The organism is Actinophytocola sediminis (assembly GCF_054779715.1).
Genome location: NZ_BAAGXS010000069.1, coordinates 18589 through 42998, shown reverse-complemented (window position 1 = coordinate 42998; position 24410 = coordinate 18589). Strand labels below are relative to the sequence as shown.

Below are 24410 nucleotides of genomic sequence, written 5' to 3'. Positions count from 1 at the left end.
ACCCGTGGATGGGTGATCGTAAGGGCCACTCACCCGAGTCGTCCACGATGATCAGGGCATTTACGACAAACGGATGCGCAACGGGAATGTTGGGCTAGCTGGCGTGCGGCAGGGTGGTGGGGCGGACCAGCCGGCGGAAGCCCTGGCCGAGGTAGACGAGGGGGTCGTGTGGGCCGGTGCGGGCGCGGACGACCTCGCCGAGCAGGATCACGTGGTCGCCGGCCGGCAGGTGGTGCACCGGGCGGCATTCCAGGCGGACGGCGACGTCGTCGAGCAGGGGCACGCCCTCGTAGCCGGAGCCGACGACCATGTCCTCGAAGCCGTCGGTGACGCCGCCGTCGAACTGGGCGGCCAGGTCCTCCTGGCCGGTGCGCAGCACGTGCACCGCGTAGGCGTCGGCGGCGGTGAACACCGGCCGGCAGTGCGCGTCCCGGTCGATGCACACCGAGATCATCGGCGGCTTGGCCGACACCTGGCTGACCGCACTCGCGGTGAACCCCCACCACCACCCGTCGCGGTCGGCGGTGGTGATCACGGCCATCCCGGTCGGCCAGTTGGCCATCGCGTCGCTCACCGAGCACGGGTAGACGGTCGACGTGTTGATCATGAAGCCACCGACCGCTCGGCCGGGGTGTCCGTTCGCCACACGTGCGTCGCCCGGTGCCGGGCGGCCTCGCGCAGCGCGGCGGCCGGGTCCGGGTTGGCCCACAGCACCTGGGTCGCGCCCGCCGCGAGCCCGGCGCCGAGGTCGTCCAGCTGGAACGACGAGGTCGCGTTGAGCACCACCGACTCCGTGCTCAGCCCGTCGGCTCTAGCGTAGGCGGCGGACTTCAGCTGGTAGTGGCTGCGGTCGGGGGTGGCCGCGGCGTGTTCTGACCGGTCGGCCGGGTTCACCCGCAGACTTCCCCTGGTCGCGAGCTCGGCACAGGTCAGCTGCCCGACCTCGGCGGGCGCGTCGAGCAGCACCACCTGCTCCAGCCGGACGTCGGCCAGCACCCGCCGGACCCGCTCGTACATCACCCGGCCGAGCACGGCCGCCCGCGCGCCGCTGTCGGCGAGGATGCCGGCGAACGTCTCCGCCGGCATCCTCGGATTCACCGGCAACACGGTGTTCCCGCTGCGCACCACGGCGAAGCACGCGGTCGGGAAGTCCGTGCCGAGCGCGGCGGACACGACCACCGGCAGCTCGTCGCCGCCGATCAGCTGCCGCAGGCCGAAGGCCAGCCGGGAGATGTCCCGGTCCAGCTCGCCGAAGGTCACCGTCCGCGCGCCGGTCCGCAGCGCCGCCCGGTGCGGCCAGGCGATCGCGGCCAGCCGGGGCAGCACGTCGGCCGAGCCGACCGGTATCCGCGCGCCTGGTCGTAATGATCCGCTCATGTCAGCTCACCCCCTCCAGGCCCCGCACCGCGTCCGCGAACGGGGGCCACATCCCGAAGTCCTCGTCGGTCACCTCGTGCAGCGCGTCCAGCATGGCGCCGGCCGAGCGGCCGATGGCCTGCTCGAGTCGTTGCGCGGCAACGATGTCGTCGTCGACAACGCGGTAGTAGTGATCGAGTACGACCTCCGCGCCGCTGCCCTTGGGGAGCACCCGCCACAGCCCGCCGAGCGAGGCCAGCGGGGCGCTGGCGTGCTCCTGGCGGAATCGCACCCGCATCCGCTTGAGGTTGATCTCCCGCAGCGACACCCAACTGCCGCGATGGTCCCCGAAGGTGCCCCAGAAGCGCACGCGTTCGTTGGTCCCGTCGTAGCCGAGGTGCTCGACGGAGAGGATCTCGCCGAACAGCCTCGGGTAGTGGTCGACGTTCGCGATCAGGTGATAGATCCGCCTCGGCGACGCGGCCACCCTGACGGTGTGCCGAGCGGTCCAGATCCGTTGCTCCACAGTCGTCGCCCCCTTCGGGTAAGAGCGCCTACCTGTGAGTTTCCTCACCGGCACTGGAACCGTGGTCGAGTCACGCTGAACAGGAGGGCTTTCGGTGACGTTGATGTGCTAATGCACCGAAACACGTTCGGCGCTCAACCGTGGCTTGAGTCGGCATCCACATGCTGGGGGTATGCAGGGTGACTTCGCGGTACCACGGCAGCAGAGGCCGGCGATCGTCATCGCCGACTCGCGCTCGCGGACGGAGCGCGCGCCCCGGTTCCAGAACCTGGTCGTACACGCCTGGCGGGAGTGGTCGGACGCCCCGGCGAAGGAGCCGGCGTGGTACCGCGAAGCTAGTTGACCGTCCAGGTGTCGGCCCCGTCGAGCAGGTGCTGTAGGTCCGGCTGCCTGGCCTGCGTGGCGGCCGCGACCTGGTGGCGTGCCTGGTCGTCGTAGGTGGGTCGGTTGGTGTTGCGGTAGACCCCGGTCACGACGTGGGTGAGGTCCTGTGTGGACAGGCGGGTGAGGGCGAAGGCGTAGGACGGGTCGTCGATGGTGGCGTCGTGGACCACGATCTGGTCCTGGGTGACCTGGTCCACCGGTGCGATGTCCAGTCCATGCGCGGTGCGGATGACGGCGTTGGTGCCGAACACGATCGGTTTGCCGTGCTCCAACGGGATCAGGCGTTGTTCGGCTTGGCCGGGTTCTTTGAGGACGTCGAAGGCGCCGTCGTTGAAGATGGGGCAGTTTTGGTAGATCTCCACCAACGCTGATCCCCGGTGCTGCGCGGCGGCGGTGAGGATGTTGGTGAGTTGTGCCCGGTCGTTGTCCAGGGTGCGGGCGACGAAGGTGGCTTCGGCGCCGATCGCGAGGGACAGCGGGTTGAACGGGTGGTCCACCGACCCGGCTGGCGTGGATTTGGTGACCTTGCCGGGTTCGCTGGTGGGTGAGTACTGGCCTTTGGTCAACCCGTAGATCCGGTTGTTGAACAGCAAGATCTTCAAATTCACGTTCCGCCGCAAGGCGTGGATGAGGTGGTTCCCGCCGATGGACAGGGCGTCCCCGTCCCCGGTGACCACCCACACCGACAGATCCGGCCGGGTCACCGCCAACCCGGTCGCGATGGCGGGGGCGCGGCCGTGGATGGAGTGCATGCCGTAGGTGTTCATGTAGTACGGGAATCGGGAGGAGCAGCCGATCCCGGAGATGAACACGATGTTCTCCCGACGCAACCCCAACGAGGGAAGGAAGGACTGCATCGCGTTGAGCACGACGTAGTCACCACAGCCCGGACACCACCGGACCTCCTGGTCGGACTTGAACTCCTTGGCCTTCTGCGGCGCACTCGCCGCCGGAACACCGTCCAGACCACCCAACGACGGCAACCCAAGGTCGATCGTCATGCCGCCTCCGAAAACCACGTGTGCTGGCCGCCCTCGATGTCCGCGAGCTGCCGCGCCACCACCTCGACCAACTCATCCTCCATGAACGGCAACCCGGAGACCTTGGTGTGGGACACCGCGTCCACCAGGAACCGGGAACGCACCAGCATCGCCAACTGCCCCAGGTTCAACTCCGGCACGAGCACCCGCGCGTACCGCCCGAGCACAGCGCCCAGGTTGGCCGGGAACGGGTTCAGGTACCGCAGGTGCGCCTGCGCCACCCGCTGCCCACGCCGCCGCAGCGACCGGCACGCCGCGCCGATCGGCCCGTAGGTCGAGCCCCAGCCGAGCACCAACACCTCCGCCTGCCCCGACGGGTCGTCGACCTCGAGGTCCGGCACCAGCACACCGTCTATTTTGGACTGCCGGATCCGGGTCATCCGCTCGTGGTTGTCCGGGTCGTAGGAGATGTTGCCCTTGCCGTCGGCCTTCTCCAGCCCACCGATCCGGTGCTGCAGACCGGCCGTGCCCGGCACCGCCCAGTCCCTGGCCAACGTCGCGGAGTCCCGCAGGTAGGGCCAGTGCTCCCCGCTGCCGTCCGGCGCGTTGGGCTCGGTGGCGAAGCTGACCCGCAGATCCGCCAGCTCGTCCACGTTGGGGATCAGCCACGGCTCCGACCCGTTGGCGATCGCCCCGTCGGACAACACCAGCACCGGCGTGCGGTAGGCCAACGCGATCCGCGCCGCCTCCAGCGCGATGGTGAAACAGTCCCCCGGCGACCGCGGCGCGAGCACCGGCACCGGCGACTCGCCGTTGCGGCCGAACAACGCCTGCAACAGGTCCGCCTGCTCGGTCTTGGTCGGCAGGCCGGTCGACGGCCCACCCCGCTGCACGTCGATCACCAGCAACGGCAGCTCCGACATCACCGCCAACCCGATGGTCTCCGACTTCAGCGCGAGACCGGGACCGGAGGTCGTCGTCACCCCCAGCGCACCGCCATAGGCCGCGCCGAGCGCCGCGCCGACCCCGGCGATCTCGTCCTCGGCCTGCATCGTGGTGATGTTGAAGTTCTTGTGTTTGGACAGCTCGTGCAGGATGTCCGACGCCGGGGTGATCGGGTAGCTGCCGAGGAACACCGGCAGCCGCGCCCGCTGACCGGCCGCCACGATCCCGTACGCCAGCGCGGTGTTCCCGGTGATCTGCCGGTAGCGGCCGGGCGGGAAGTCCGCCGCGGGCGCCACCTCGTAGGTGGTGGCGAACGCCTCGGTGGTCTCCCCGTAGTTCCAGCCCGCGCGGAAGGCCAACACGTTCGCCTCGGCGATGTCCGGCTTACGCGCGAACTTCTCCCGCAGGAACCGCTCCGTGCCCTCGGTCGGCCGGTGGTACATCCAGCACAGCAACCCGAGCGCGAACATGTTCTTGCACCGCTCGGCGTCCTTCTTGGAAAGCCCGGTGTCCGCGAGCGCGCCCTGGGTCAACGTCGCCATGGCCACCGCGTGCACGACGTACCGGTCCAGCGAGCCGTCCTCGAGCGGGTTGGCGTCGTAGCCGACCTTGGACAGGTTGCGCTTGGAGAACTCGTCGGTGTTCACGATCAACGTGCCGCCGGCCGGCAGGTCACCGATGTTGGCCATCAGCGCGGCCGGGTTCATCGCCACCAGCACGTCCGGCCGGTCACCCGGCGTCAGGATGTCGTAGTCGGCGAAATGCAGCTGGAACGACGACACCCCCGGCAGGGTCCCCGCTGGCGCCCGGATCTCGGCCGGGAAGTTGGGCAGCGTCGCCAGGTCGTTGCCGAACGCCGCCGCCTCGGAGGTGAACCGGTCACCGGTCAGCTGCATACCGTCACCGGAGTCACCGGCGAACCTGATCACCACCCGGTCCAGCTTGACCGGTGGCACGGGCGTTGGTTCAGCTCCGGAGGTCACCGAACCAGTGTTTCCGGCGGCGGCCGAAGAACGCACGAGACCGGCTGGAGCGCCGATCAGCCGTTCTTGACCGGCAACCCCCGCTTGACCGACTCCAGCAGCATCTGCGACACGTCCCGGACCTGGACATCGGTGCCCTTGTCCTCGCTCTGCCGCTGCACCAGGCCGTCAGTGATCATCACCCGGCAGAACGGGCACCCGGTGACGACCTCCTTGGCCTTGGTCTCCAGCGCCTCGTCCACCCGCTCCAGGTTGATCCGCTTGCCGATGTTCTCTTCCATCCACATCCGCGCGCCACCGGCGCCACAGCACAGCGACCGGTCGGCGTGCCGTGGCATCTCGGTGAGCGTCGCGCCGGCCGCGCCGACCAGCTCCCTCGGCGGCTCGTAGACCTTGTTGTGCCGGCCCAGGTAGCAGGGGTCGTGATAGGTGACCGGGGCGCCGCCGTCGTTGTCGGCCGCCTTGACCGGGGTCAGCCGGCCCTCGCGCACCAGCCGGTTGAGCACCTGGGTGTGGTGGAGCACCTCGTAGTGCCCGTTCGTGCCGCTGAAGGACGGGATCATGCCTTCCAGCTGCGGGTACTCCCTGGCGAGGGTGTTCATGCAGTGCGGGCAGGTGGTGACGATCTTGCGCTTGACCGGGTCCCGGCCCTCGAACACCGTGTTGAGCATCTCCGCGGTCTGCTGGGCCATCATCTGGAACAGGAACTCGTTGCCCGACCGGCGCGCCGGGTCACCCGTGCAGGACTCCTCCTTGCCGAGCACGACGTACTTGACCCCGGCGATGTGCAGCAGCTCGGCGGTGGCCCGCACGGTCTTCTTGGCGTTGTCGTCGAACGCGCCCGCGCAGCCGATCCAGTAGAGGTACTCGACGTCCTCGGCCAGCTCGCCGTCGAACACCGGCACCTCGAAGTCGAGGTCCTTGGCCCAGTCCATCCGCTCGGAGTTGTTCTGGCCCCACGGGTTGCCCTTGTTCTCCAGGTTGCGGAACAGCGTGCCGAGCTCGGAGGGGAACTCCGACTCGATCATCACCTGGTAGCGGCGCATGTCCACGATGTGGTCGACATGCTCGATGTCCACCGGGCACTGCTCGACGCAGGCGCCGCAGGTGGTGCACGCCCACAGCACCTCGGGGTCGATCACGCCGCCGACCTCGGCCGGGCCGACCAGCGGGCGGGTCGCCTGCAGCGGGCTGTCGTCGGGCACCCGGCCGTGCCCGGACTCGGGCACCGAGTGCCCGTTGCCGCCGGCCAGCGCCAGCACGTCGACGTCGCTGTGGTCCGGGACGTCCTGGCCACCGATCAGGTACGGCGCCTTCGCGAAAAGGTGGTCGCGCAGGTCCATGATCACGAGCTTGGGCGAGAGCGGCTTGCCGGTGTTCCACGCCGGGCACTGGCTCTGACAACGCCCGCACTCGGTGCAGGTGGCGAAGTCGAGCATGCCCTTCCAGGTGAAGTCCTCGACCTTGCCCCGGCCGAAGACGTCGTCGTCGTCGGGCTCCTCGAAGTCGATCGGCGCGCCGTGGGACTCCATCGGCAGCAGCGGGCCCAGGCCGTCGGGCAGCCGCTTGGTGGAGACGTTGATCGGCGCGATGAACACGTGCAGGTGCTTGGAGTGCAGGATGATGATCGTGAACGAGAGCATCACGCCGATGTGCGCGAGCAGCGCGATCGACTCGATCCACTCGTTGGGTGTGTGCCCGAGCGGGGCGAGCAGCTCACCGACCCCGATGGAGACCCACGCGCCGGAGTCGTAGGGCAGGTTGCCCAGCGCCGAGGCGGCCCCGCGGAAGACGAACATCGTCAGGATGACGTTGAAGATCATGAACAGGATCAGCCAGGCGCCACCGGTGTGCGAGCCGTAGAACCGGGAGTCACGCTGCTTGCGCTCCGGGTTCTGGCGCATCCGGATGACCGCGAACGAGGCCAGCGAGACCAGCACCATGACCGCGATGAAGTCCTGCACGAAGCCGAGGATCGACCAGCGGCCGATGATCGGGATGTGGAAGTCGTGGTCGAACAACGCGCCGTAGGCCTCGAGGTAGACCGAGATGAGGATGACGAAGCCCCAGAACGTGAACGCGTGCGCCGCGCCGGGGATCGACCACTTCAGCAGCTTGCGCTGGCCGAAGACCTCCCTGACCTGGGCCCACAGCCGGCTGCCCAGCCGGTCGAACCGGTCGACCGGCTGGCCGGCGCGGATCAGGTCGAACAGGAACTTGGCCCGGCGCCCGGCCAGGCCGAGCACGGCGAACGTGATCACCAGCCCCAGGATCAATCGAACGACCACGAACGCCCTCCGCATCCCGACGACCTTGACGGCCGTCAGCTTTGCTTATTACTGGGCAGTATTTCCGATGTCGGCGCACGCCGCGCAACGGGGTTGTGACGCACCCCGCTAGTTGGCTTGACCGGTCAGGACCTTTTCGCTCGTCCGCTTGCTCATGAAGTAGGCGATCAGCCCGGCCGGCAGGAAGCTCAGCAGCGCGTAGACCGCGGGCGCGATGGCCATCTCCGGGTTGTTCAGCAGGGTCGGGCTCAGTGCGATGGCGATCGCGATCGTGCTGTTGTGCAGGCCGATCTCGAACGAGGCGGCCACCGCCTGGTCACGGGGGATCTGGAAGGCGCGGGGCACGTAGTAGCCGACCGCGAGGCTCAGCAGCAGAAGCAGCAGCGCGACCGGGCCGACGCTGGTCATGTAGTCGACGAAGTTGTTCCGCTCCTGGTAGATGGCACCACCGATGAGCAGGGCCAACACCACGATCGAGGCGATCTTCACCGGCCGGTGCAGCTTCTCGGTGAACTCGGGGGCGCGCCTGCGGATGACCATGCCGACGGCAACCGGGACCAGCACGAGCGCGAAGACCTGGAGCATCTTGTCCGGTTGCAGGCCGATCGAGTCGTCACCCGACATGAACCCGTCCAGCGACAGGTTGACCACGATCGGGAGCGTGACCACGGCCAGTACCGAGTTGATCGCGGTGAGGGTGATGTTGAGTGCGACGTCTCCGTTGGCCAGGTGGCTGAAGAGGTTGGCCGTGGTGCCGCCGGGTGAGGCGACCAGCAGCATCATGCCGACCGCCAGCGCCGGCGGCAGGTCGAAGAGCAGCACCAGGCCGAGGCAGATCCCGGGCAGCAGGACGATCTGGCAGGTGAGCGCGACCGCCGCGGCGCGCGGGTAGCGGACCACCCGTTTGAAATCGGCGACGGTCAGCGAGAGGCCGAGGCCGAGCATGATCACCGCAAGGACGATCGGCAGAAGGACCGTAGTGGTCGCGGACGAGGACGTCATTCGCGGGAGAGTCGCAACAAACCCTGGGTATGGCAATAGCCCAGTTGCCGGCTCGAGTCACCCACTTGCGCCCCACGACCACCACTGCCCTGAATGAGGCATTGACGACGCTCAACGTCCCGAATGAGGCATTCAGGGCGGTGGGGGCCGGTCGATGAGGGTCTGGATGCCGTCCAGGAGGCGGGTGAGGCCGAAGCGGAAGGTGTGGTCGGGGTCGTAGGCGGCCTGGTAGGTCTGGCCGGCGACCTCGCCGACGCGGGCGGCGACGGGGTACTTGACCGGGTCGAAGACCTTCGCCAGCAGGGGGGCGTAGGTGCGCCACCACTCCAGGTCGGAGACGCCGGTGGCGTGCTCGGTGCTGGCGGCCTCGATGGCGGTGTTGGCCGCGCCCTGCACGTAGACCGAGACCAGGGTGACCACCGAGTCCATCTCCAGGTCGGACAGGCCGATCCCGTCCACGGCGCGCAGGTCACGGTCGTAGGCGGCGATGCCGTTGGGGCCGAGCGGCGGGCGGGAGTTGGCCATCACGGTCAGCAGCCACGGGTGACGGCGGTACATCGCCAGGTTGCCGAACGCGATCAGCTCCAGCCGCTCCCGCCAGGTCGGCGCCGCCGGCGGGGCCGGCTCCCCCAGCACGGTGTCGAACATGACGTCGATCAGCTCGGCCTTGCCGGGGACATAGGTGTAGAGCGACATCGTGCCGACGCCGAGGCGGTCGGCCACCCGGCGCATGGACACCGCCCCGAGGCCATCGGCGTCGGCCAGCTCAATGGCCACGGCCACGATCCGGTCCACGGTCAGGGCGGGTTTGGGGCCCCGGCCGCGCACCGGGGCCGACCCGTCGCGCCAGAGCAGCTCCATGCTGCGGACCGGGTCGCCTCGACCGCCGTAGTGCCGGTCCTCGGATTGCTTCGCCATGATGTGTAACATCCTAGTTTCTCCGTACGATGTACGATAGCGTTCTACTCCGTACACCGTACGATCTTGGAGGACCAGGAGTGACCGATCCGACGATCGTGACCGAGGGCTTACGCAAACGCTTCGGTGACCGGACCGCGCTCGACGGGATCGACCTGACCGTCGCCGCCGGCACGGTCCTCGGCCTGCTCGGGCCCAACGGCGCCGGCAAGACCACCGCGGTACGCATCCTGACCACCCTGCTGCGCCCGGACGGCGGCCGCGCCACGGTCGCCGGGTTCGACGTGGCCGGCCAGCCCGACCGGGTCCGCGCCAGCATCGGGCTGGTCGGCCAGCACGCCGCGGTCGACGAGGCGCTCTCCGCGCGGCAGAACCTGGAGCTGTTCGGCCGGCTCTACCACCTGCCGGCCGCCTCGGCCCGCGCCCGCGCCGGCGAGCTGCTCGACCAGTTCGACCTGGCCGACACCGGGACCAAGCCGGTCAAACGGTTCTCCGGCGGCATGCGCCGGCGCCTGGACCTCGCGGCCAGCCTGATCCTGGCCCCCAAGGTGCTGTTCCTCGACGAACCGACCACCGGGCTGGACCCGCGCGGGCGCACCGAGGTCTGGACCGCCGTCCGCACGCTGGTCCGCGCCGGCACGACGGTCCTGCTGACCACCCAGTACCTCGACGAGGCCGACCAGCTGGCCAGCCGGATCGCGGTGATCGACACCGGCCGGGTAATCGCCGAAGGCCCGCCAGAGGAGCTCAAGACCCGGCTCGGCGGCGACCGGCTGGACGTGATCGTGCACGAGACCGCCGAGCTGGCCAGGACCGCGACAATCGTCGGATCGGTCACCAGCGGCACCCCGCGCACCGACGCCGACGCCCGGCTGGTCAGCGCGCCGGTGCGCGACCGGCTCGGCGCGCTCACCGACACCATCCGCGCGCTGGCCGACGCGGGGGTGGCGGTGGAGGACATCGCCATGCGCCGGCCGACCCTCGACGAGGTCTTCCTGCACCTGACCGGCAAGCGAACCGACACGGAGGTGCCGGCATGACGACGTTGACTCCCGCGCCGGGCGGCCGGCTGCGCTGGGCGGTGGCCGACGGCTGGACGATCACCCGCCGCGACCTCATGCACTGGGTGCGCGAGCCGACGCCGGTGATCATCGGGCTGCTGTTCCCGGTGATGTTGGTGCTGATCTTCGGCTACCTGTTCGGCGGCGCGATGGACATGCCGGGCGGCGCGGACTACACCGACTTCCTGCTGCCCGGCATGTTCACCATGACGATGGTGTTCGGCATGGAGGCGACCATGCTCGCGGTCAACGCCGACGCCGCCCGCGGGGTCACCGACCGCTTCCGGTCGATGCCGATGGCGCCGTCGGCCGTGGTCGTCGGCCGGTGTGGCGCGGACATGCTCAACTCCCTCGCCGGTCTGGTGGTGATCGTCACCTGTGGCGTGGTCATGGGTTGGCGGGCGCACGGCAGTCCCGCGGCTACCCTCGGAGCCATCGGGTTGCTGCTCCTGCTGCGGTTCTCGATGCTCTGGATCGGTATCTACCTCGGGCTGCTGATCAGGAACCAGGAGGCACTCGGCGCGTTCCAGATCATCATCTGGCCCTTGAGCTTCCTGGCCAACACCTTCGTCGCCCCGGGGACGATGCCGGGCTGGCTCGGCACGATCGCGGAGTGGAATCCGTTGTCCTCGACAGCGGCCGCCGCACGGGAACTGTTCGGCAACCCGGGGTGGACCGGCGGTTCCTGGGTGGCGGAGAACGCGGTGCTGATGGCGGTGGTCTGGCCGTTGGTGTTGGTCGCGGTGTTCTTCCCGCTGTCGGTACGCAGGTTCAGCCGGCTCAGCCGCTGAGGAAAGGAGGCTCGTTTGCTCGAAACCGCAGATCTCTCCGGGTGGTCGGTCGTGCTCGCGACGGCCGACCCGCCCCGGCACGGGCGGCTGGTGTTCACCTCGGGTGCGCACACGCGCACGCTGTCGGTCGCCGAGGCGTTGCCCGTACTGCTCGACGCGGGTGCGGCCCAGCCGTTCTGGTCGGCCGCCGCGCACGCCGCGCTGCGGCTGGTCGCGCACGGCAGGCTGCTGCCGGCGGTCACCGCCGGCGGCTTCGACGCCTGGGTCGTCAGTCCACTCGAACCGTCCGATGTGGAGTTCGCGGACGGACCCGATCCCCGGCCGTTCTTCGACGCGGTGGCCGACACGCTGACCAGGGCCGAGGACGGCCCGGCGTTCGTCGGCCCGGCCGCGACCGCCGTGCCGCACCTGCGCGAGTGGGCGGCCGCGCTGCCCACCGCGGCCGCCATCCGGCTGTCGCTGCGGCTCGAGGTGGCCGACGGGGACTTCGGCGCCGGGCCGTTCACCACCGTGGTGCAGGTGCACCGCACCGGCTCGGTCGCCGACCTCGCCCAGGTGTGGGGCGGGGACTCCGAGGCGATGCTCACGTTGCGCCGCGCCGCACAGGTGTGGCCGCCACTGCACCGGCTGCTCGACCTCGCCGTGCCCGACCGGCTCGTGCTCGACGACGCCGAGGTGCTCGATCTGCTCGGCGACGGCGGCACCCGCCTGGCCGCGGCCGGGATCGAGGTGCACTGGCCGCGAGAGCTGGCCCGCGACCTCACCGCGCAGGCCGCCGTGCACTCCACTGTGGACTCCACTATGGACACTGGACTGCCGTCGTTCTTCGGCGTCGGCCAGCTGTTCGAGTTCAACTGGCAGCTGGCCACCGGTGGCGAGGTGCTCACCGCCGAGGAGCTGGACCAGCTCGCGGCCGCCCAGCGCCCGGTGGTGCGGCTGCGGGACCGGTGGACGCTGGTCGAGCCCGACCTGGTGGCCAAGGCCCGCGAGCGCGACCTCAAGCCGCTCACCGCGATCGACGCGCTCGGCGCCGCGCTCACCGGCACCGCGCAGGTCGACGGCACGTGGGTGCCGGTCGCGCCGTCGAGCCCACTGGAACGGCTGCGCGCCCAGCTCGACGAGCCACCGGTCGACCCGCCGCCGGCACTGCGCGCGACCCTGCGCGACTACCAGCTGCGCGGCCTGCGCTGGCTGGCCAGGATGACCTCGCTCGGGCTCGGCGGTTGTCTTGCCGACGACATGGGCCTTGGCAAGACGATCACGTTGATCGCGCTGCACTTACACCGCGGCGCCGGACCGACGCTGGTGGTCTGCCCGGCATCGCTGCTCGGCAACTGGGAGCGCGAGATCGCCCGGTTCGCGCCGGGCACCCCGGTGTCGCGCTTCCACGGCTCCGGCCGCGCCATCGCCGACGAGGGGTTCGTGCTGACCACCTACGGCACCATGCGCCTGGACGCCGAGCGGCTCGCCGACACCGACTGGGACCTGGTCGTGGCCGACGAGGCCCAGCACGTGAAGAACCCGCGCTCGGAGACCGCACGGGCACTGCGGCGCATCCCGGCCACCGCCAGGGTGGCGCTCACCGGCACCCCGGTGGAGAACAACCTCGGCGAGCTGTGGGCGATCCTCGACTGGACCACCCCCGGTCTGCTCGGCTCGTACGCCACGTTCCGCTCCCGCTGGGCCAAACCCATCGAGCAGGGCGACCGAACCGTTGCCGCCGAACAACTCTCCCGGCTGGTGCGGCCGTTCCTGTTACGCCGCCGCAAGTCCGACCCCGGCATCGCACCGGAGCTGCCGCCCAAGACCGAGACCGACCGGCCGGTGGCGCTGACCGCCGAGCAGGCCGGGCTCTACCAGGCGGCGGTGCGCGAGACGATGGCCGAGATCGCCACCGCGAGCGGGATGCGCCGGCGTGGGCTGGTGCTCAAGCTGCTGACCTCGCTCAAGCAGATCTGCAACCACCCGGCGCAGTACCTCGGCCAGACCGACCCGCTGGCCGGCCGGTCGGGCAAGCTGGAGCTGCTGGACGAACTGGTGGACACGATCCGCGCCGAGGACGGCGCGCTGCTGGTGTTCACCCAGTACGTCGCCATGGCCAGGCTGCTGGAGAGCCATCTGACCGGGCGCGGCGTGCCGACGCGGCTGTTGCACGGCGGCACCCCGGTCCACCGCCGCGACGAGCTGGTCAGCCAGTTCCAGGAAAGCGCGCGACCGCCGGTGTTCCTGCTGTCCCTCAAGGCCGCCGGCACCGGGCTGAACCTGACCCGCGCCGACCACGTGGTGCACTACGACCGCTGGTGGAACCCCGCCGTCGAGGCACAGGCGACCGACCGCGCGCACCGGATCGGCCAGCAGCGCCCGGTCCAGGTGCACCGGCTGATCGCCGAGGGCACCGTGGAGGACCGGATCGCCGCGATGCTGGAGTCCAAGAAGGACATCGCGGCGGCGGTGCTCGGTCCACAGGAGACGGACGTGTCCGAGCTGACCGAGCTGACCGATGCCGAGTTGACCGAACTGGTTGCCCTGCGAGGTGCGCGATGACCGAGGCCGTCGGCTTTCCCGCCTTCCCGGCGACCCAACGCCGGCCGGGCCGGTTCGCCCGCACCTGGTGGGGGCAGGAGTGGCTGCGGGCGATGGCGGAGACCGCGATGGACACCGCCCCGCTCAAACGGGGGCGTAGACTGGCACACGCCGGTCGAGTAGGTCCGATCACGGTAAGTCCAGGCCAACTCACCGCACAGGTCACCGACGTGGACGCCGTGTATCACACGGTGGTGTTCGTCGACCGTCTCAGTGACCAACAGTGGCAGCGGTTCCTCGACGAGGTGACCGCGAAGGCCGGACATCTCGCGGCATTGCTCGACCGGGACATGCCGCACGAGTTGGTCGAGGCCGCCGCGGACGCCGATGTCCCGCTACTGCCCGGTCTTGGCGAGCTTCGGGGCGAATGTGACTGCCCGGACTGGGAGATGTGCCAGCACGCGGCCGCGGTGTGTTTCCAGACCTCGTGGTTGCTCGACGCGGACCCGTTCGTGTTGTTGCTGTTGCGCGGCCGGGCCCAACAGGCGCTGACCGACGAGCTCCGCGAACGGACCACGAACCGGTCGGTACCGCCACCGAGCGCGCACGATCGGCCACCACACGTGTTCCCGTTGGTCCTTCCGGACGCACCCGGTGTCGACCCATCGGCGCTCACGGCGGCCGGCACCCGCGCGATGGCACGCGCGCGAGAACTACTGCGGCGCGACGAAACGGGCGCGGAGAGTGAGGTCACCACCAGGTTGAGCGCACTACTGAACACCGAGGATCGGCCACCACACGTGACCGGATGAACCCAGTCCGTACCCGAATGAAATACCGGGAACACTGGGAAAAAGCGTGAATCGCCTTTGCAAAACCGGCATCCACCTGGTAATGCGACCAAATCAAGTAGATCACTGAGAGCGGCCAAACCACCCCCGGGGTGGTGTGCCCTACTCACGGGGTGTCAGGATTCCGGCGTCGGGAGTCCCCCGGTTCATCGGCCGGAGGGGCCACGGAGGGGCCGTTGGTGCCCACCGGAACGCGAACGGCGAGGACGCCGCGACAGGCGCTCGCCGAACACGGTGGGCCGATCAGAAAGGTGCCGCATGACCTGGGCAAGACACGCCAGCCCGACGATCGAGCAAGGCCGCTTCGCCGAGGCACGGGCGAGCGAGAGAATGCACTACGCGGTGCAGAACCGCAAGGCGGCGCGCACCGTCGCCTACCACTCAAGCGACGCACAGGACTGCGCGAACCTGCTGGCGATGCTCGGGCTCGACACGCCCGACGGCGGCCAGCAGTCTACTGAGGACTAGTCCACTCGCACAGCTGAATACTCAACCACTCCGTCCACTGTGGACGAGCGGAGCCGGCCACGCACCACCAGCACGTCGAGGTGGGCGGCCGTTTCCCCGGCCGCGAGCGTTTGGTTGAACAGATCGAGATCGACGAAGCGGCGCTGCCGGCGGGTCCACCCCAGCCGCAGCGCCGCTTCGTACGCGGTGCCCGCGCCGTCGCGCACGGCCTGCTCGGTGGCGTCGAGCCGCTCGTCATGGTGGGCGAGCAACTCGCTCACCCGCGCGTGCACGCTCGGCGCGACCGGACCGTGGGCCGGCAGCAGCTGAAGGTCCGGATAGGACCGCAGGAGCTTGAGGCTGTCGAGGTAGTCCCCCAGCGGTAACCGCGCCGGCTCCGGCTCAAACCCGATCGACGGGGTGATGTGCGGCAGCACGTGGTCGCCGGCGAACAGCACGCCTGCCCGCTCGTCGACGAACACCACGTGCCCCTGGGTGTGTCCCGGGGTGGGCACGGCGAGCAGGGTGCGGTCGCCGACGTCGAGCAAGGTGGCGCCATCGAGCCACTCGTCCGGCTCCTCGTAGACCGAGTCCTCCCGCGACTCCCCCCCGAGCGCCGAACTCCTCGGCCCAGCGCGCGACCAGCGACTGCGCGCCCCAGCGCACCATCGACCGCGCCTGCCCGTCCATCCGGCCGGACCTGATCCGGTTGAGCGACGGCTGCTCGCCGATGCCAAGCGCCACCTTCGAGCCGAACATCCGGCGCAGCGTGATCGCGAGGGTGTAGTGGTCCCGGTGTACGTGGGTGACCAGGAACCGCCTGATGTCACCGAAGTCGCGGCCGATGGTGGCCAGCGCGCCGGCCAGCGCGTCCTTGGCGATGTCCAGCGCCCAGCCGGAGTCGACCAGCACCAACCCGTCGTCGGCCTCGATGGCGTAGACGTTGACCGCGCGCAGCCCGTCGGTCGGCAGCGGGAGCGGGATCCGCCAGACGCCCCGGCCGACCGCGAAGGCACCCGGCTCGGTCCAGGCGTGGTTCGACATGCGGACACCCCCGTTGTCGTTAGTTCGCTGAACTTAGCAAACCGACCAGGGCTCCAGTGTGGACGCCGGGGGTTGCCGGGGGCTCAGGCCGGCTGGGCGGTCAGGTAGCCGCCCATCCGGCGGAAGTACTCCGTCGCGGGCAGTTCCGTGCCGTCGTCCAGCCGCACCCGGCGGACCAGCAGCGCGTGGTTGCGGCCGAACCTGGCGTCCGCGCCGGCCACGATCGCCACCCCGTCGCCCTCCCTGATGAAGATCCGGCCGGGGGTGCCGCCGTAGCGCTTGGCCGACACCGCCGACTCGATCACCCGCAGCCTGGCCTGGCCGTGGTAACAGAAGGCGTTCGGGTACGGGTCGGACTGGGCGCGCACCAACCGCTCCAGCTCGGCCGCAGACCACGAGAAGTCCAGCCGACTGTCCTCAATGGACCGTTTGTGGAAGAAGCTCGCCCTCGACGCGTCCTGGGTGACGAAGTCGCGCCTGCCGGCGGCGATCATGGCCAGCGCGTCGACCACGATGGGCCCGATCAGGTCGACGGTGCGGTGGAACAGATCGGTCGCGGTGTCGGTCGGCCCGACCGGAACCGCGCGCTGCAGCACGATGTCGCCCGCGTCCAGGGTCTCGTTCATCAGGTGCGCGGTGACGCCGACCTCGGCCTCGCCGTTGATCAGCGCCCAGATCACCGGCGCGAAGCCCGCGTAGGCCGGCAGCAGCGAGTCGTGCACGTTGAGCGTGCCGAACCGGGGCAGGTCGAAGATGTGCGGCGGAATCCAGGTGCGCCAGTTGTTCGCCACGATGATGTCCGGCTCGGCGTCCTTCACCGCGCGGACCACGTCCTCGTCCGGCCGGTTGCGCATGATCACCGGGATTCCGGTGGCCTGCGCCAGTTCCGCCACCGAGTCGTTCCAGATCGACTCGTACGCGTGGTCGGACGCGGGGTGGGTCACCGCGAGGGCGACCTCGTGCTCGGCGGCGATCACCGCTTCGAGCGTGCGGTATCCCCAGGTCTGGTAACCGAACAGGACCACGCGCATGACAACCCTTCCGCCGTGAACTGTGAGCCGTGACTCAGGTGAAGCGAGCCTACCCTTACCGTAATCAATTAGGTTAGGCTTACCTCCGCAACCAGGTCGAGGGAAGGATGGTTGATGCCAGAGCAACCCAGCGACACGGGTCCGGTCCTCGACGTGGTCGGGATCGGCTTCGGGCCGTCGAACCTCGCACTGGCGATCGCCATCGCGGAGCACAACCAACAGGCGACAGACCAGGTCAGCGCGCTGTTCCTGGAGCGCCAGCAACAGTTCGGCTGGCACCGGGGCATGCTCATCGAGGACGCCACCATGCAGGTCTCGTTCCTCAAGGACCTGGTCACCATGCGCAACCCGACCAGTGAGTTCAGCTTTCTGTCCTATTTGCACGGTGCGGACCGGCTGGTCGACTTCATCAACCAGAAGTCCCTTTTCCCGCTGCGGATCGAGTTCCACGACTATCTGCAGTGGGCGGCCCGCCGGGTCGCGGACTCGGTGCACTACAACCGTGAGGTCATCGCGGTCGAGCCGGTGACCGACGCCGGCACGGTCGTCGCCATGGACGTGATCACCCGCCACGGCGCGGACACCACGACCTACCGCGCGCGCAACCTGGTGTTCGGCGTCGGGCTGGAACCGCGCCTGCCAACCGGGGCCCGGCTGTCCGACCGGGTGTGGCACAACCGCGACCTGCTCCACCGGGTCGAGCGGCTCGGCGAGAACCCGCGGCGGGTCGCGGTGGTCGGCGCGGGCCAGAGCGCCGCCGAGGTGACCAAGTTCCTGCACGACCGCTTCCCGCACGCCGAGGTGTGCGGGATCTTCGCCCGCTACGGCTACAGCCCGTCGGACGACTCGCCGTTCGCCAACCGGGTGTTCGACCCGGAGGCGGTGGACCATTTCTTCGGCGCGCCGGCGGAGGTCAAGGAGATGATCCTCGGCTACCACGGCAACACGAACTACTCGGTCGTGGACACCGACCTGATCGAGGAGCTGTACCGGCGGACCTACCGGGAGAAGGTGCTCGGCCGGCGCAGGCTGCGGCTGCTCAACGTGTCCCGCGTCGCGCGCACGGTGGAGAGCGCCGACGGCGTGCGGGTGACCGTCGAGTCGCTCGCCACCCAGGAGCAGACCGTGCTCGACTGCGATGTCCTGGTCTACGCCACCGGCTACCGTCCCGCCGACCCGTTACGCCTGCTCGGCAACCTCGCCCTGCTCTGCCGGCGCGACGAGGACGGCCAACCGGCGGTGGCCCGCGACTACCGGGTGGACACCGACGACGAGCTGCGCGCCGGGGTGTACCTGCAGGGCAGCACCGAGCACACGCACGGCATCTCCTCCTCCCTGCTGTCCACGACCGCGGTGCGCGTCGGGCAGATCCTGCGGTCGATCACCGCCAGCCGCGCCGCACCGCTGGCCGTCGTCGGCTGGAGCGCCCCATGAGCCAGGCCTACTCGTTGTTTCGCGCCGAGGTGGTCGGCGTCCGGCGGCTGACCCCGCACCAGGTGCGGGTCACCTTCACCGGGCCGGATCTCGCCCGCGCCGTCAGCGCCGGGCTCGACCAGCGGATCAAGCTGTTCTTCCCGCTGGCCGGCGAGACCGAGCCGACCGTGCCGGAAGGGCCGGACTGGTACCCCGAGTACCGCGCGCTGCCCGAGGACCGGCGGCCGTTCATGCGCACCTACACGATCAGGTACTTCCGGCAGGAGACGCTGGAGCTGGACGTGGACATGGTGTTGCACGGCGACACCGGCCCCGGCTCTGCCTGGGCGGGCGCGGCCAGGCCGGGCGACCGGGTGGCGATCCTCGCCCCGGACGCGGACCACGAGCCGATCCTCGGCTACGAGTTCGCCCCGCCCGCCGACAGCGACTGGCTGCTGCTGGCCGGCGACGACACCGCGCTGCCGGCGATCGCCGCGATCATCGAGGCCCAGCCGGCCGGCCGGCTGGTGCACGCGTTCATCGAGGTCGACTCGACCGCCGAGATGATGCCGATCGCCTCGGCCGCCGACGTGCGGGTCACCTGGCTGTCGCGTGGCGGGCGGGCGGCGACCAGCGGTGGGCTGCTGTGCGACGCGATCCGGCGGACCGAGCTGCCCGCCGGCAAGCCGTACCTGTGGCTGGCCGGCGAGTCGAGCGCGATCAAGGACCTGCGCCGGCACTTCGTCAACGAGCGGGAGATCGACAAGGAGCTGATCTACTTCGCCGGGTACTGGCTGCTCGGGAGTGCCCTGGAGTAAGCATGGGGTCGTGATTGACTACTCCACTCAGTACCCCAGCCTGCGCTTCGCCGATCTCGGTGACGGGATCCTCGAGGTGGCCATGTCCGCGCCCGGCAGGCTCAACGCCGTCGGGCACCAGGGTCACCGGGACCTGGCCGCCGTCTGGCAGAGCATCGACCAGGACCCCGACGTGCGGGTGGCGATCATCCGCGGCACCGACGGCGTGTTCTCCGCCGGCGGCGACCTCGACCTGGTCACCGACATGTCCCAGGACTTCGCCGTCCGGATCCGGGTGCTGCGCGAGGCGCGCGACCTGGTCTACAACGTGATCAACTGCGCGAAGCCGGTGGTGTCCGCGATCGAGGGACCGGCGGTCGGCGCCGGGCTGGTCGCCGGGCTGCTCGCGGACGTGTCGATCGCCGCGCGCGACGCCAGGATCATCGACGGGCACACCAAGCTCGGGGTGGCCGCCGGCGACCACGCGGCGATCATCTGGCCGCTGCTGTGCGGCATGGCCAAGGCCAAGTACCACCTGCTGACCTGCGAGCCGCTCTCCGGTGAGGAGGCGGAGCGGATCGGCCTGGTGTCGTTGTGCGTCGAGCAGGCCGAGCTGCACGAGACCGCGCTGAAGGTGGCCCGCCGGCTCGCGGCCGGCTCGCAGTCGGCGGTGCGGTTCACCAAGTACGCGCTGAACAACTGGCTGCGGCAGGCGGGACCGATCTTCGACGCCTCGCTCGGGCTGGAGTTCCTCGGCTTCGACGGGCCGGACGTGCGCGAGGGGGTCGCGGCCATTCGCGAGAAGCGCCGGCCCACGTTCTCCGGGCCGACATCGGAGTAGCACCGCCGCTCCACAATGTAGTACTCCTGCTATCGTCTAACCGAGACGTTCGACAGGAGGAGGGTGAGGTGTGGCCGTAATGAAGGAAGCGCCGGCACCGGAGGAGTTAGGCCGGCCGGAGAACGACGTCGTACTGGACATCCGCGACCTGCGGATGCGGTACGGGACGACGGACGTGCTCAACGGGGTGAGTTTCACGGCCCGACCAGGGGAGGTCGTCGCGCTGCTCGGGCCAAACGGCGCCGGCAAGACGACGACGATCGAGATCCTGGAGGGGTTCCGGATGAGGTCGGCCGGGGAGATCTCGGTCCTCGGCGTCGACCCGGCACACGGCAACGAGGACTGGCGGGCGCGGCTGGGCGTGGTGCTGCAGTCGTGGCGCGACCACGGGCAGTGGCGGGTCCGCGAGCTGCTCGGCCACCTCGGCGACTACTACCTGCCGTTCTCGACCGCGCGGATCGTCCGGCCGTGGCCGGTCGACGAGCTGATCGAGATCGTCGGCCTGACCGAGCACGCCGCCAAGAAGATCAGCAGGCTCTCCGGCGGCCAGCGACGCCGGCTGGACGTGGCGATCGGCATCGTCGGCCGGCCGGAGCTGCTGTTCCTCGACGAGCCGACCGCCGGGTTCGACCCGGAGGCCAGGCGCGAGTTCCACGACCTGGTACACCGGCTGGCCGACGACCGGACGACGATCCTGCTGACCACCCACGACCTGGACGAGGCGGAGAAGCTGGCCGACCGGATCCTCATCCTGGCCGGCGGCCGGATCATCGCCAACGGCTCGGCCGACGAGCTGGCCAGGTCGATGTCCACCGAGGCCGAGGTCCGCTGGACGGTCGACGGGCAGCGGTTCGTGCACTCCACCACGGACGCGACCGCCTACGTCCGGGAGCTGTTCGGCACGCACGACGAGAAGATCGCCGACCTGGAGGTGCGCCGGGCGAGCCTGGAGGACGTGTACATGGAGTTGGTGCGCCAGTTCGAGGCAGGCGAGCACGACGCGGCGGTCCGGGAGTTCACGGAGGTGGCCAGGTGAACACCACGAGTCATGCGCTGCGAGTCGGGCTGCGGCGAGGCGTGATCGAGGTCCGGCACACGTTCACCAACGCCCAGGACCTGTGGAACTACTTCTTCCCGTCGCTGATCTTCCTGGTGGTCATGTTCTTCATGCGCGGCGCGTCCGTGCCGGGGACGGACTTCTCGCTGGGGACCAGGACGCTGCCCAGCGTGCTGGGGATGAGTGTGGTGTTCGGCGGCATGGTGACGTTGATGATGTCGCTGGCGCTGGAGCGGGAGGACGGCACGCTGCTGCGCGCCAAGGCGGTGCCCAACGGGATGCTCGGGTACCTGGCCGGGAAGGTCGTGCTGGTCGCCGGGATGACGGTGGCGAGCATGACGATCGTGCTGGTCCCGAGCATGTTCATGCTCGAGGGGCTGGCGCTCACCAGCGTCACCGCGTGGCTCACGCTGGCCTGGGTGATGGTGCTCGGGCTGGTCGCGACGCTGCCGCTCGGCGCGGTCTTCGGGTCACTGTTCACCAACCCGCGCAACGCGGGTGTGATCATGTTGCCGGTGATGGGGCTGATCGCGATCTCGGGGATCTTCTACCCGATCTCGTCGTTCCCGGAGTGGCTGCAGGGGATCGCGCAGGTGTTCCCGGTGTACTGGCTGGGGCTGGGCATGCGCTCGGCGATGCTGCCCGGCGAGTTGGCCGCGGTCGAGTTCGGCGGATCGTGGCGGCATCTGGAGATGGTCGGGGTGCTCGGGGCGTGGGCGGTGATCGGGTTCGTGGTGGCGCCGTGGGTGCTGCGACGGATGGCCCGCCGGGAGTCCGGTTCGAGCGTCGCCCAACGACGGGAGCGTGCGTTGCAGAGGACCACATGAGCGAGACGATCCACAACCGGATCGCGATGTTGCGAGTGGAGCGCGGGGTGTCGCGGCGGGAGCTTGCCGACGCGGTCGGCGTGCACTACCAGACGATCGGCTATCTGGAACGAGGCGAGTACAGCCCGAGCCTTTACCTCGCCCTACGGATCGCGGAATACTTCGGGGTGACGGTCGAGGTGGTCTTCTCCACCTCCCCGTTCCCCCGCCTGGGAGAGACACCGTCCCAGTCGGCCTGACGAGCAAGCGGCTCCCAAAGGGACCGGAACGCAACTTTTCAGCTCGGGGAGGCAGACCAGTGATCGCGTCGGGCATGGTGGCTTTCGGCAGCATGCCGACGGAGTTCGGTGATGTGCTCGTGGCGGTGACCGAGGAGGGGTTGGTCGCCACCGCGTTCACCGACTCGCCACATGTGCGGGCTGCGGTGGCCAAGCGGCTCGGGCTCACCGAGGCGGCCGACGACTCGGCGGCCGGGGTCGCGCTTGGACAGTTACGGGAGTACCTCGCCGGGCGGCGGCGGGAGTTCGAGCTGACCATCGACTGGCGGTTGATGTCGGCGGCGCAGCGGCGGGTGTTGGGCACGCTCTACGAGACGGTGCGCTATGGGTCGGTGGTGACCTACGGTGAGCTCGCGGCCAGGTGCGGGACGGGGATCCCGGCGCGCGGAATCGGATCGATCATGGGGAGCAACCCGATTCCGATCGTCGTGCCGTGCCATCGCGTGGTGGCTGGTGACGGGCTTGGCGGCTTCAGTGGCGGTAGCGGAGTGGAGTCGAAACGCCGACTTCTCACCCTTGAGGGTTACCTTCCGCCGGGACTCTGGTAATAACCGAACCTTTTCGGCCGGTCGCCCGTTGATACCCGTACGCTGGTCACTGCCTGTGACTGGCCTGGGGATGTGATAATACAAATCCGTGACGGTGTCACAGATGCGTGTCGCAATTGAAATGGGGGCTTTTCATGGGCGCTGACGGGCAGCGTGGCCCGGTGGTCAGTAGGCGGCGGGAGGTCAGCGGGGGCAGTGCGCGTTCGCTGTTGACGACGGTGCTCGGCGAGTTCGTGCTGCCGGCCGAGGAGCCGGTCTGGACTTCCACTCTTGTTGACGTGTTGGCGTTGTTCGAGGTCGAGGAGAAGGCGGCCCGGCAGGCGCTGGCCAGGACCGCGGCCGAGGGGTGGCTGAGTTCCGACCGGATCGGCAGGCGCGTGCGCTGGCGGCTGTCGACGCCCGGCCGGCGGTTGCTGGCCGAGGGCGCGGCGCGGATCTACGGCTTCGGCAGCGGCGACCGGGACTGGGACGGCCGCTGGCTGGTGCTGCTGGTGTCGGTCCCGGAGGCGATGCGCGACCTGCGGCACAAGCTGCGTACCCGGTTGACCTGGGCGGGGTTCGGCTCACCGACGGCCGGAGTGTGGATCACCCCGCACCCGGACGCCGAGGCCGACGCGAAGCTCATCCTGGACGAGCTGGACCTGTCCGCGCAGGCGATGTCGTTCCTGGCGAACTACGGCGCGCTCGGCCAGGAGCGGGACATGGTCGCCAACGCGTGGAACCTGACGGAGGTGGCGGCGCGGTACGAGACGTTCATCCGCGAGTTCACCGCGCTGACGCCAACGACACCGGACGGCATCCTGCGCGCGCGAACCCTGCTGGTGCACGAATGGCGCCGGTTCCCGTTCCTGGACCCGCAACTGCCGAGCGAGCTGCTACCCGCCAAGTGGAGCGGCACCACGGCGACGACCCTGTTCAACGCCAGACACCAACTCTGGCGCAAACCGGCCCAGGAACGCTGGACCGAACTGGCCGGCGAGTAAGCCCCCGCCCGCTGGCCAACGCCCTCGTGCGCGTCCGGAGAGCGGTTGTTGTTTGTATCCCGACAACCTCTGGGTTGCCGGCGACCGGTGGGGCGGCCACGTCGTTTCGGTGAACGGCGTGGCCGGCCCGGCCGGGCCTGGAGTCAGGCTGCGTTCGGGTGTTGGGTGTCCGGTGTTGGCTCCTCCTTCGACGGCTCGTTCTGTTGTTGGTCACGTTCGGACTGTCGCTCCGCGACATACGCCAACGTGGCCGCGTGGCGGGCTTTCAGGCCACGCCGGCGGCGCTCGGCGAACGCCGCCCGGTCGGCCGCCGGTGCGGCCCGGCGCCTGCGGTGGTCGGCCAGCCGGCGCAGCACCTCCGGCGGCAACGACGGCGGTTCGGTCATGGCTCGCCACCGGGCGGGCCACCATCGGGCGAAACCGGCCATAACCACGACCCGTCCGTAGGCCGCCGGGTGGTGCTGGGTTGGGTGTTGATGTCCATGGTGACGACGGTGCCACGCGGGTCCGACAAAAAATCTGGACGTGCGTCCGCC

Annotated in this window: 25 protein-coding genes and 1 pseudogene; 14 read left to right on the top strand and 12 right to left on the bottom strand. The window is 69.6% G+C overall.

Annotated features, from left to right (window positions below):
• Positions 1–94: 94 nt before the first annotated feature.
• Genes ACYVIP_RS32460 through ACYVIP_RS32450 form a run of 3 tightly spaced genes read right to left on the bottom strand, consistent with a single transcriptional unit; the run spans position 95 to position 1882 of the window.
• Complete coding sequence (locus ACYVIP_RS32460; RefSeq protein WP_460403326.1) at positions 95–607, bottom strand: flavin reductase family protein; 513 nt, start codon at positions 605–607, stop codon at positions 95–97.
• Complete coding sequence (locus ACYVIP_RS32455) at positions 604–1377, bottom strand: AMP-binding protein (protein ID WP_460403324.1); 774 nt, start codon at positions 1375–1377, stop codon at positions 604–606. The genes ACYVIP_RS32460 and ACYVIP_RS32455 overlap by 4 nt, the downstream gene beginning before the upstream one ends.
• 1 nt (position 1378) lies before the next feature.
• Positions 1379–1882 carry an aromatase/cyclase gene (locus ACYVIP_RS32450; RefSeq protein ID WP_460403322.1) on the bottom strand — a complete coding sequence of 168 codons (504 nt, stop codon included), beginning with the start codon at positions 1880–1882 and terminating at the stop codon, positions 1379–1381.
• 172 nt (positions 1883–2054) lie between these two features.
• On the opposite strand from ACYVIP_RS32450, the gene ACYVIP_RS32445 reads away from it, so the two are divergent.
• Positions 2055–2225, top strand: a complete 171-nt coding sequence (locus ACYVIP_RS32445; RefSeq protein ID WP_460403320.1) for a hypothetical protein — start codon at positions 2055–2057, stop codon at positions 2223–2225.
• On the opposite strand, the gene ACYVIP_RS32440 is transcribed toward ACYVIP_RS32445, so the two are convergent.
• The 5 genes from ACYVIP_RS32440 to ACYVIP_RS32420 form a co-directional block, all read right to left on the bottom strand.
• Entirely contained in the window at positions 2218–3267 is a 1050-nt protein-coding gene (locus tag ACYVIP_RS32440) for a 2-oxoacid:ferredoxin oxidoreductase subunit beta (RefSeq protein ID WP_460403318.1), read from the bottom strand. The genes ACYVIP_RS32445 and ACYVIP_RS32440 overlap by 8 nt on opposite strands.
• Positions 3264–5174, bottom strand: a complete 1911-nt coding sequence (locus ACYVIP_RS32435) for a 2-oxoacid:acceptor oxidoreductase subunit alpha (RefSeq protein ID WP_460403316.1) — start codon at positions 5172–5174, stop codon at positions 3264–3266. Before ACYVIP_RS32435 ends, ACYVIP_RS32440 begins: the two co-directional genes overlap by 4 nt.
• A gap of 56 nt (positions 5175–5230) precedes the next feature.
• Positions 5231–7462, bottom strand: coding sequence for a heterodisulfide reductase-related iron-sulfur binding cluster (locus tag ACYVIP_RS32430; protein WP_460403314.1), 2232 nt, complete (start codon positions 7460–7462; stop codon positions 5231–5233).
• A gap of 108 nt (positions 7463–7570) precedes the next feature.
• Positions 7571–8464 carry a bile acid:sodium symporter family protein gene (locus ACYVIP_RS32425; protein ID WP_460403312.1) on the bottom strand — a complete coding sequence of 298 codons (894 nt, stop codon included), beginning with the start codon at positions 8462–8464 and terminating at the stop codon, positions 7571–7573.
• 132 nt (positions 8465–8596) lie between these two features.
• Entirely contained in the window at positions 8597–9382 is a 786-nt protein-coding gene (locus tag ACYVIP_RS32420) for a TetR/AcrR family transcriptional regulator (protein ID WP_460403310.1), read from the bottom strand.
• 80 nt (positions 9383–9462) lie between these two features.
• Here ACYVIP_RS32420 and ACYVIP_RS32415 point away from each other — a divergent pair, with 80 nt between their 5' ends.
• The 5 genes from ACYVIP_RS32415 to ACYVIP_RS32395 all read left to right on the top strand — a co-directional run bounded on the left by ACYVIP_RS32415 (position 9463) and on the right by ACYVIP_RS32395 (position 15076).
• The gene (locus ACYVIP_RS32415) at positions 9463–10422 is read left to right on the top strand and encodes an ATP-binding cassette domain-containing protein (RefSeq protein WP_460403308.1); all 960 of its coding nucleotides are present in this window, start codon (positions 9463–9465) and stop codon (positions 10420–10422) included.
• On the top strand, positions 10419–11234 hold the full coding sequence (locus tag ACYVIP_RS32410; protein WP_460403306.1) for an ABC transporter permease: 816 nt from the start codon (positions 10419–10421) through the stop codon (positions 11232–11234). The genes ACYVIP_RS32415 and ACYVIP_RS32410 overlap by 4 nt, the downstream gene beginning before the upstream one ends.
• Positions 11235–11324: 90 nt before the next feature.
• On the top strand, positions 11325–13778 hold the full coding sequence (locus tag ACYVIP_RS32405; protein ID WP_460403376.1) for a DEAD/DEAH box helicase: 2454 nt from the start codon (positions 11325–11327) through the stop codon (positions 13776–13778).
• A complete protein-coding gene (locus ACYVIP_RS32400; RefSeq protein ID WP_460403304.1) occupies positions 13775–14569 on the top strand; it encodes an SWIM zinc finger family protein in 795 nt (264 codons plus the stop codon). The genes ACYVIP_RS32405 and ACYVIP_RS32400 overlap by 4 nt, the downstream gene beginning before the upstream one ends.
• A gap of 297 nt (positions 14570–14866) precedes the next feature.
• Entirely contained in the window at positions 14867–15076 is a 210-nt protein-coding gene (locus tag ACYVIP_RS32395; protein WP_460403302.1) for a hypothetical protein, read from the top strand.
• Here the strand turns inward: ACYVIP_RS32395 and ACYVIP_RS32390 are convergent.
• The 3 genes and pseudogenes from ACYVIP_RS32390 to ACYVIP_RS32380 form a co-directional block, all read right to left on the bottom strand.
• Complete coding sequence (locus ACYVIP_RS32390; protein WP_460403300.1) at positions 15073–15885, bottom strand: MBL fold metallo-hydrolase; 813 nt, start codon at positions 15883–15885, stop codon at positions 15073–15075. The genes ACYVIP_RS32395 and ACYVIP_RS32390 overlap by 4 nt on opposite strands.
• Positions 15842–16099: pseudogene (locus ACYVIP_RS32385) on the bottom strand (MBL fold metallo-hydrolase); the annotation flags it as partial. The pseudogene ACYVIP_RS32385 and the gene ACYVIP_RS32390, both read right to left, overlap by 44 nt.
• An 83-nt stretch (positions 16100–16182) precedes the next feature.
• On the bottom strand, positions 16183–17130 hold the full coding sequence (locus ACYVIP_RS32380) for a methionyl-tRNA formyltransferase (protein ID WP_460403298.1): 948 nt from the start codon (positions 17128–17130) through the stop codon (positions 16183–16185).
• 114 nt (positions 17131–17244) lie between these two features.
• Here ACYVIP_RS32380 and ACYVIP_RS32375 point away from each other — a divergent pair, with 114 nt between their 5' ends.
• From ACYVIP_RS32375 to ACYVIP_RS32340, 8 genes are all read left to right on the top strand, one after another.
• Positions 17245–18564, top strand: coding sequence for a lysine N(6)-hydroxylase/L-ornithine N(5)-oxygenase family protein (locus ACYVIP_RS32375; protein ID WP_460403296.1), 1320 nt, complete (start codon positions 17245–17247; stop codon positions 18562–18564).
• Positions 18561–19361 (top strand): siderophore-interacting protein, encoded by an 801-nt coding sequence (locus ACYVIP_RS32370; protein ID WP_460403294.1) that lies wholly within the window; start codon positions 18561–18563, stop codon positions 19359–19361. The genes ACYVIP_RS32375 and ACYVIP_RS32370 overlap by 4 nt, the downstream gene beginning before the upstream one ends.
• A 10-nt stretch (positions 19362–19371) precedes the next feature.
• Positions 19372–20181, top strand: coding sequence for an enoyl-CoA hydratase/isomerase family protein (locus tag ACYVIP_RS32365; protein ID WP_460403292.1), 810 nt, complete (start codon positions 19372–19374; stop codon positions 20179–20181).
• A gap of 154 nt (positions 20182–20335) precedes the next feature.
• A complete protein-coding gene (locus ACYVIP_RS32360; RefSeq protein ID WP_460403374.1) occupies positions 20336–21217 on the top strand; it encodes an ABC transporter ATP-binding protein in 882 nt (293 codons plus the stop codon).
• On the top strand, positions 21214–22065 hold the full coding sequence (locus ACYVIP_RS32355; RefSeq protein ID WP_460403290.1) for an ABC transporter permease: 852 nt from the start codon (positions 21214–21216) through the stop codon (positions 22063–22065). The genes ACYVIP_RS32360 and ACYVIP_RS32355 overlap by 4 nt, the downstream gene beginning before the upstream one ends.
• Complete coding sequence (locus ACYVIP_RS32350; RefSeq protein ID WP_460403288.1) at positions 22062–22304, top strand: helix-turn-helix transcriptional regulator; 243 nt, start codon at positions 22062–22064, stop codon at positions 22302–22304. The genes ACYVIP_RS32355 and ACYVIP_RS32350 overlap by 4 nt, the downstream gene beginning before the upstream one ends.
• Positions 22305–22363: 59 nt before the next feature.
• The gene (locus ACYVIP_RS32345) at positions 22364–22891 is read left to right on the top strand and encodes a methylated-DNA--[protein]-cysteine S-methyltransferase (protein ID WP_460403286.1); all 528 of its coding nucleotides are present in this window, start codon (positions 22364–22366) and stop codon (positions 22889–22891) included.
• 134 nt (positions 22892–23025) lie between these two features.
• Positions 23026–23874 carry a PaaX family transcriptional regulator gene (locus tag ACYVIP_RS32340; protein ID WP_460403284.1) on the top strand — a complete coding sequence of 283 codons (849 nt, stop codon included), beginning with the start codon at positions 23026–23028 and terminating at the stop codon, positions 23872–23874.
• 143 nt (positions 23875–24017) lie between these two features.
• Here the strand turns inward: ACYVIP_RS32340 and ACYVIP_RS32335 are convergent, their stop codons facing one another.
• The gene (locus ACYVIP_RS32335; protein ID WP_460403282.1) at positions 24018–24260 is read right to left on the bottom strand and encodes a hypothetical protein; all 243 of its coding nucleotides are present in this window, start codon (positions 24258–24260) and stop codon (positions 24018–24020) included.
• Positions 24261–24410 lie beyond the last annotated feature (150 nt).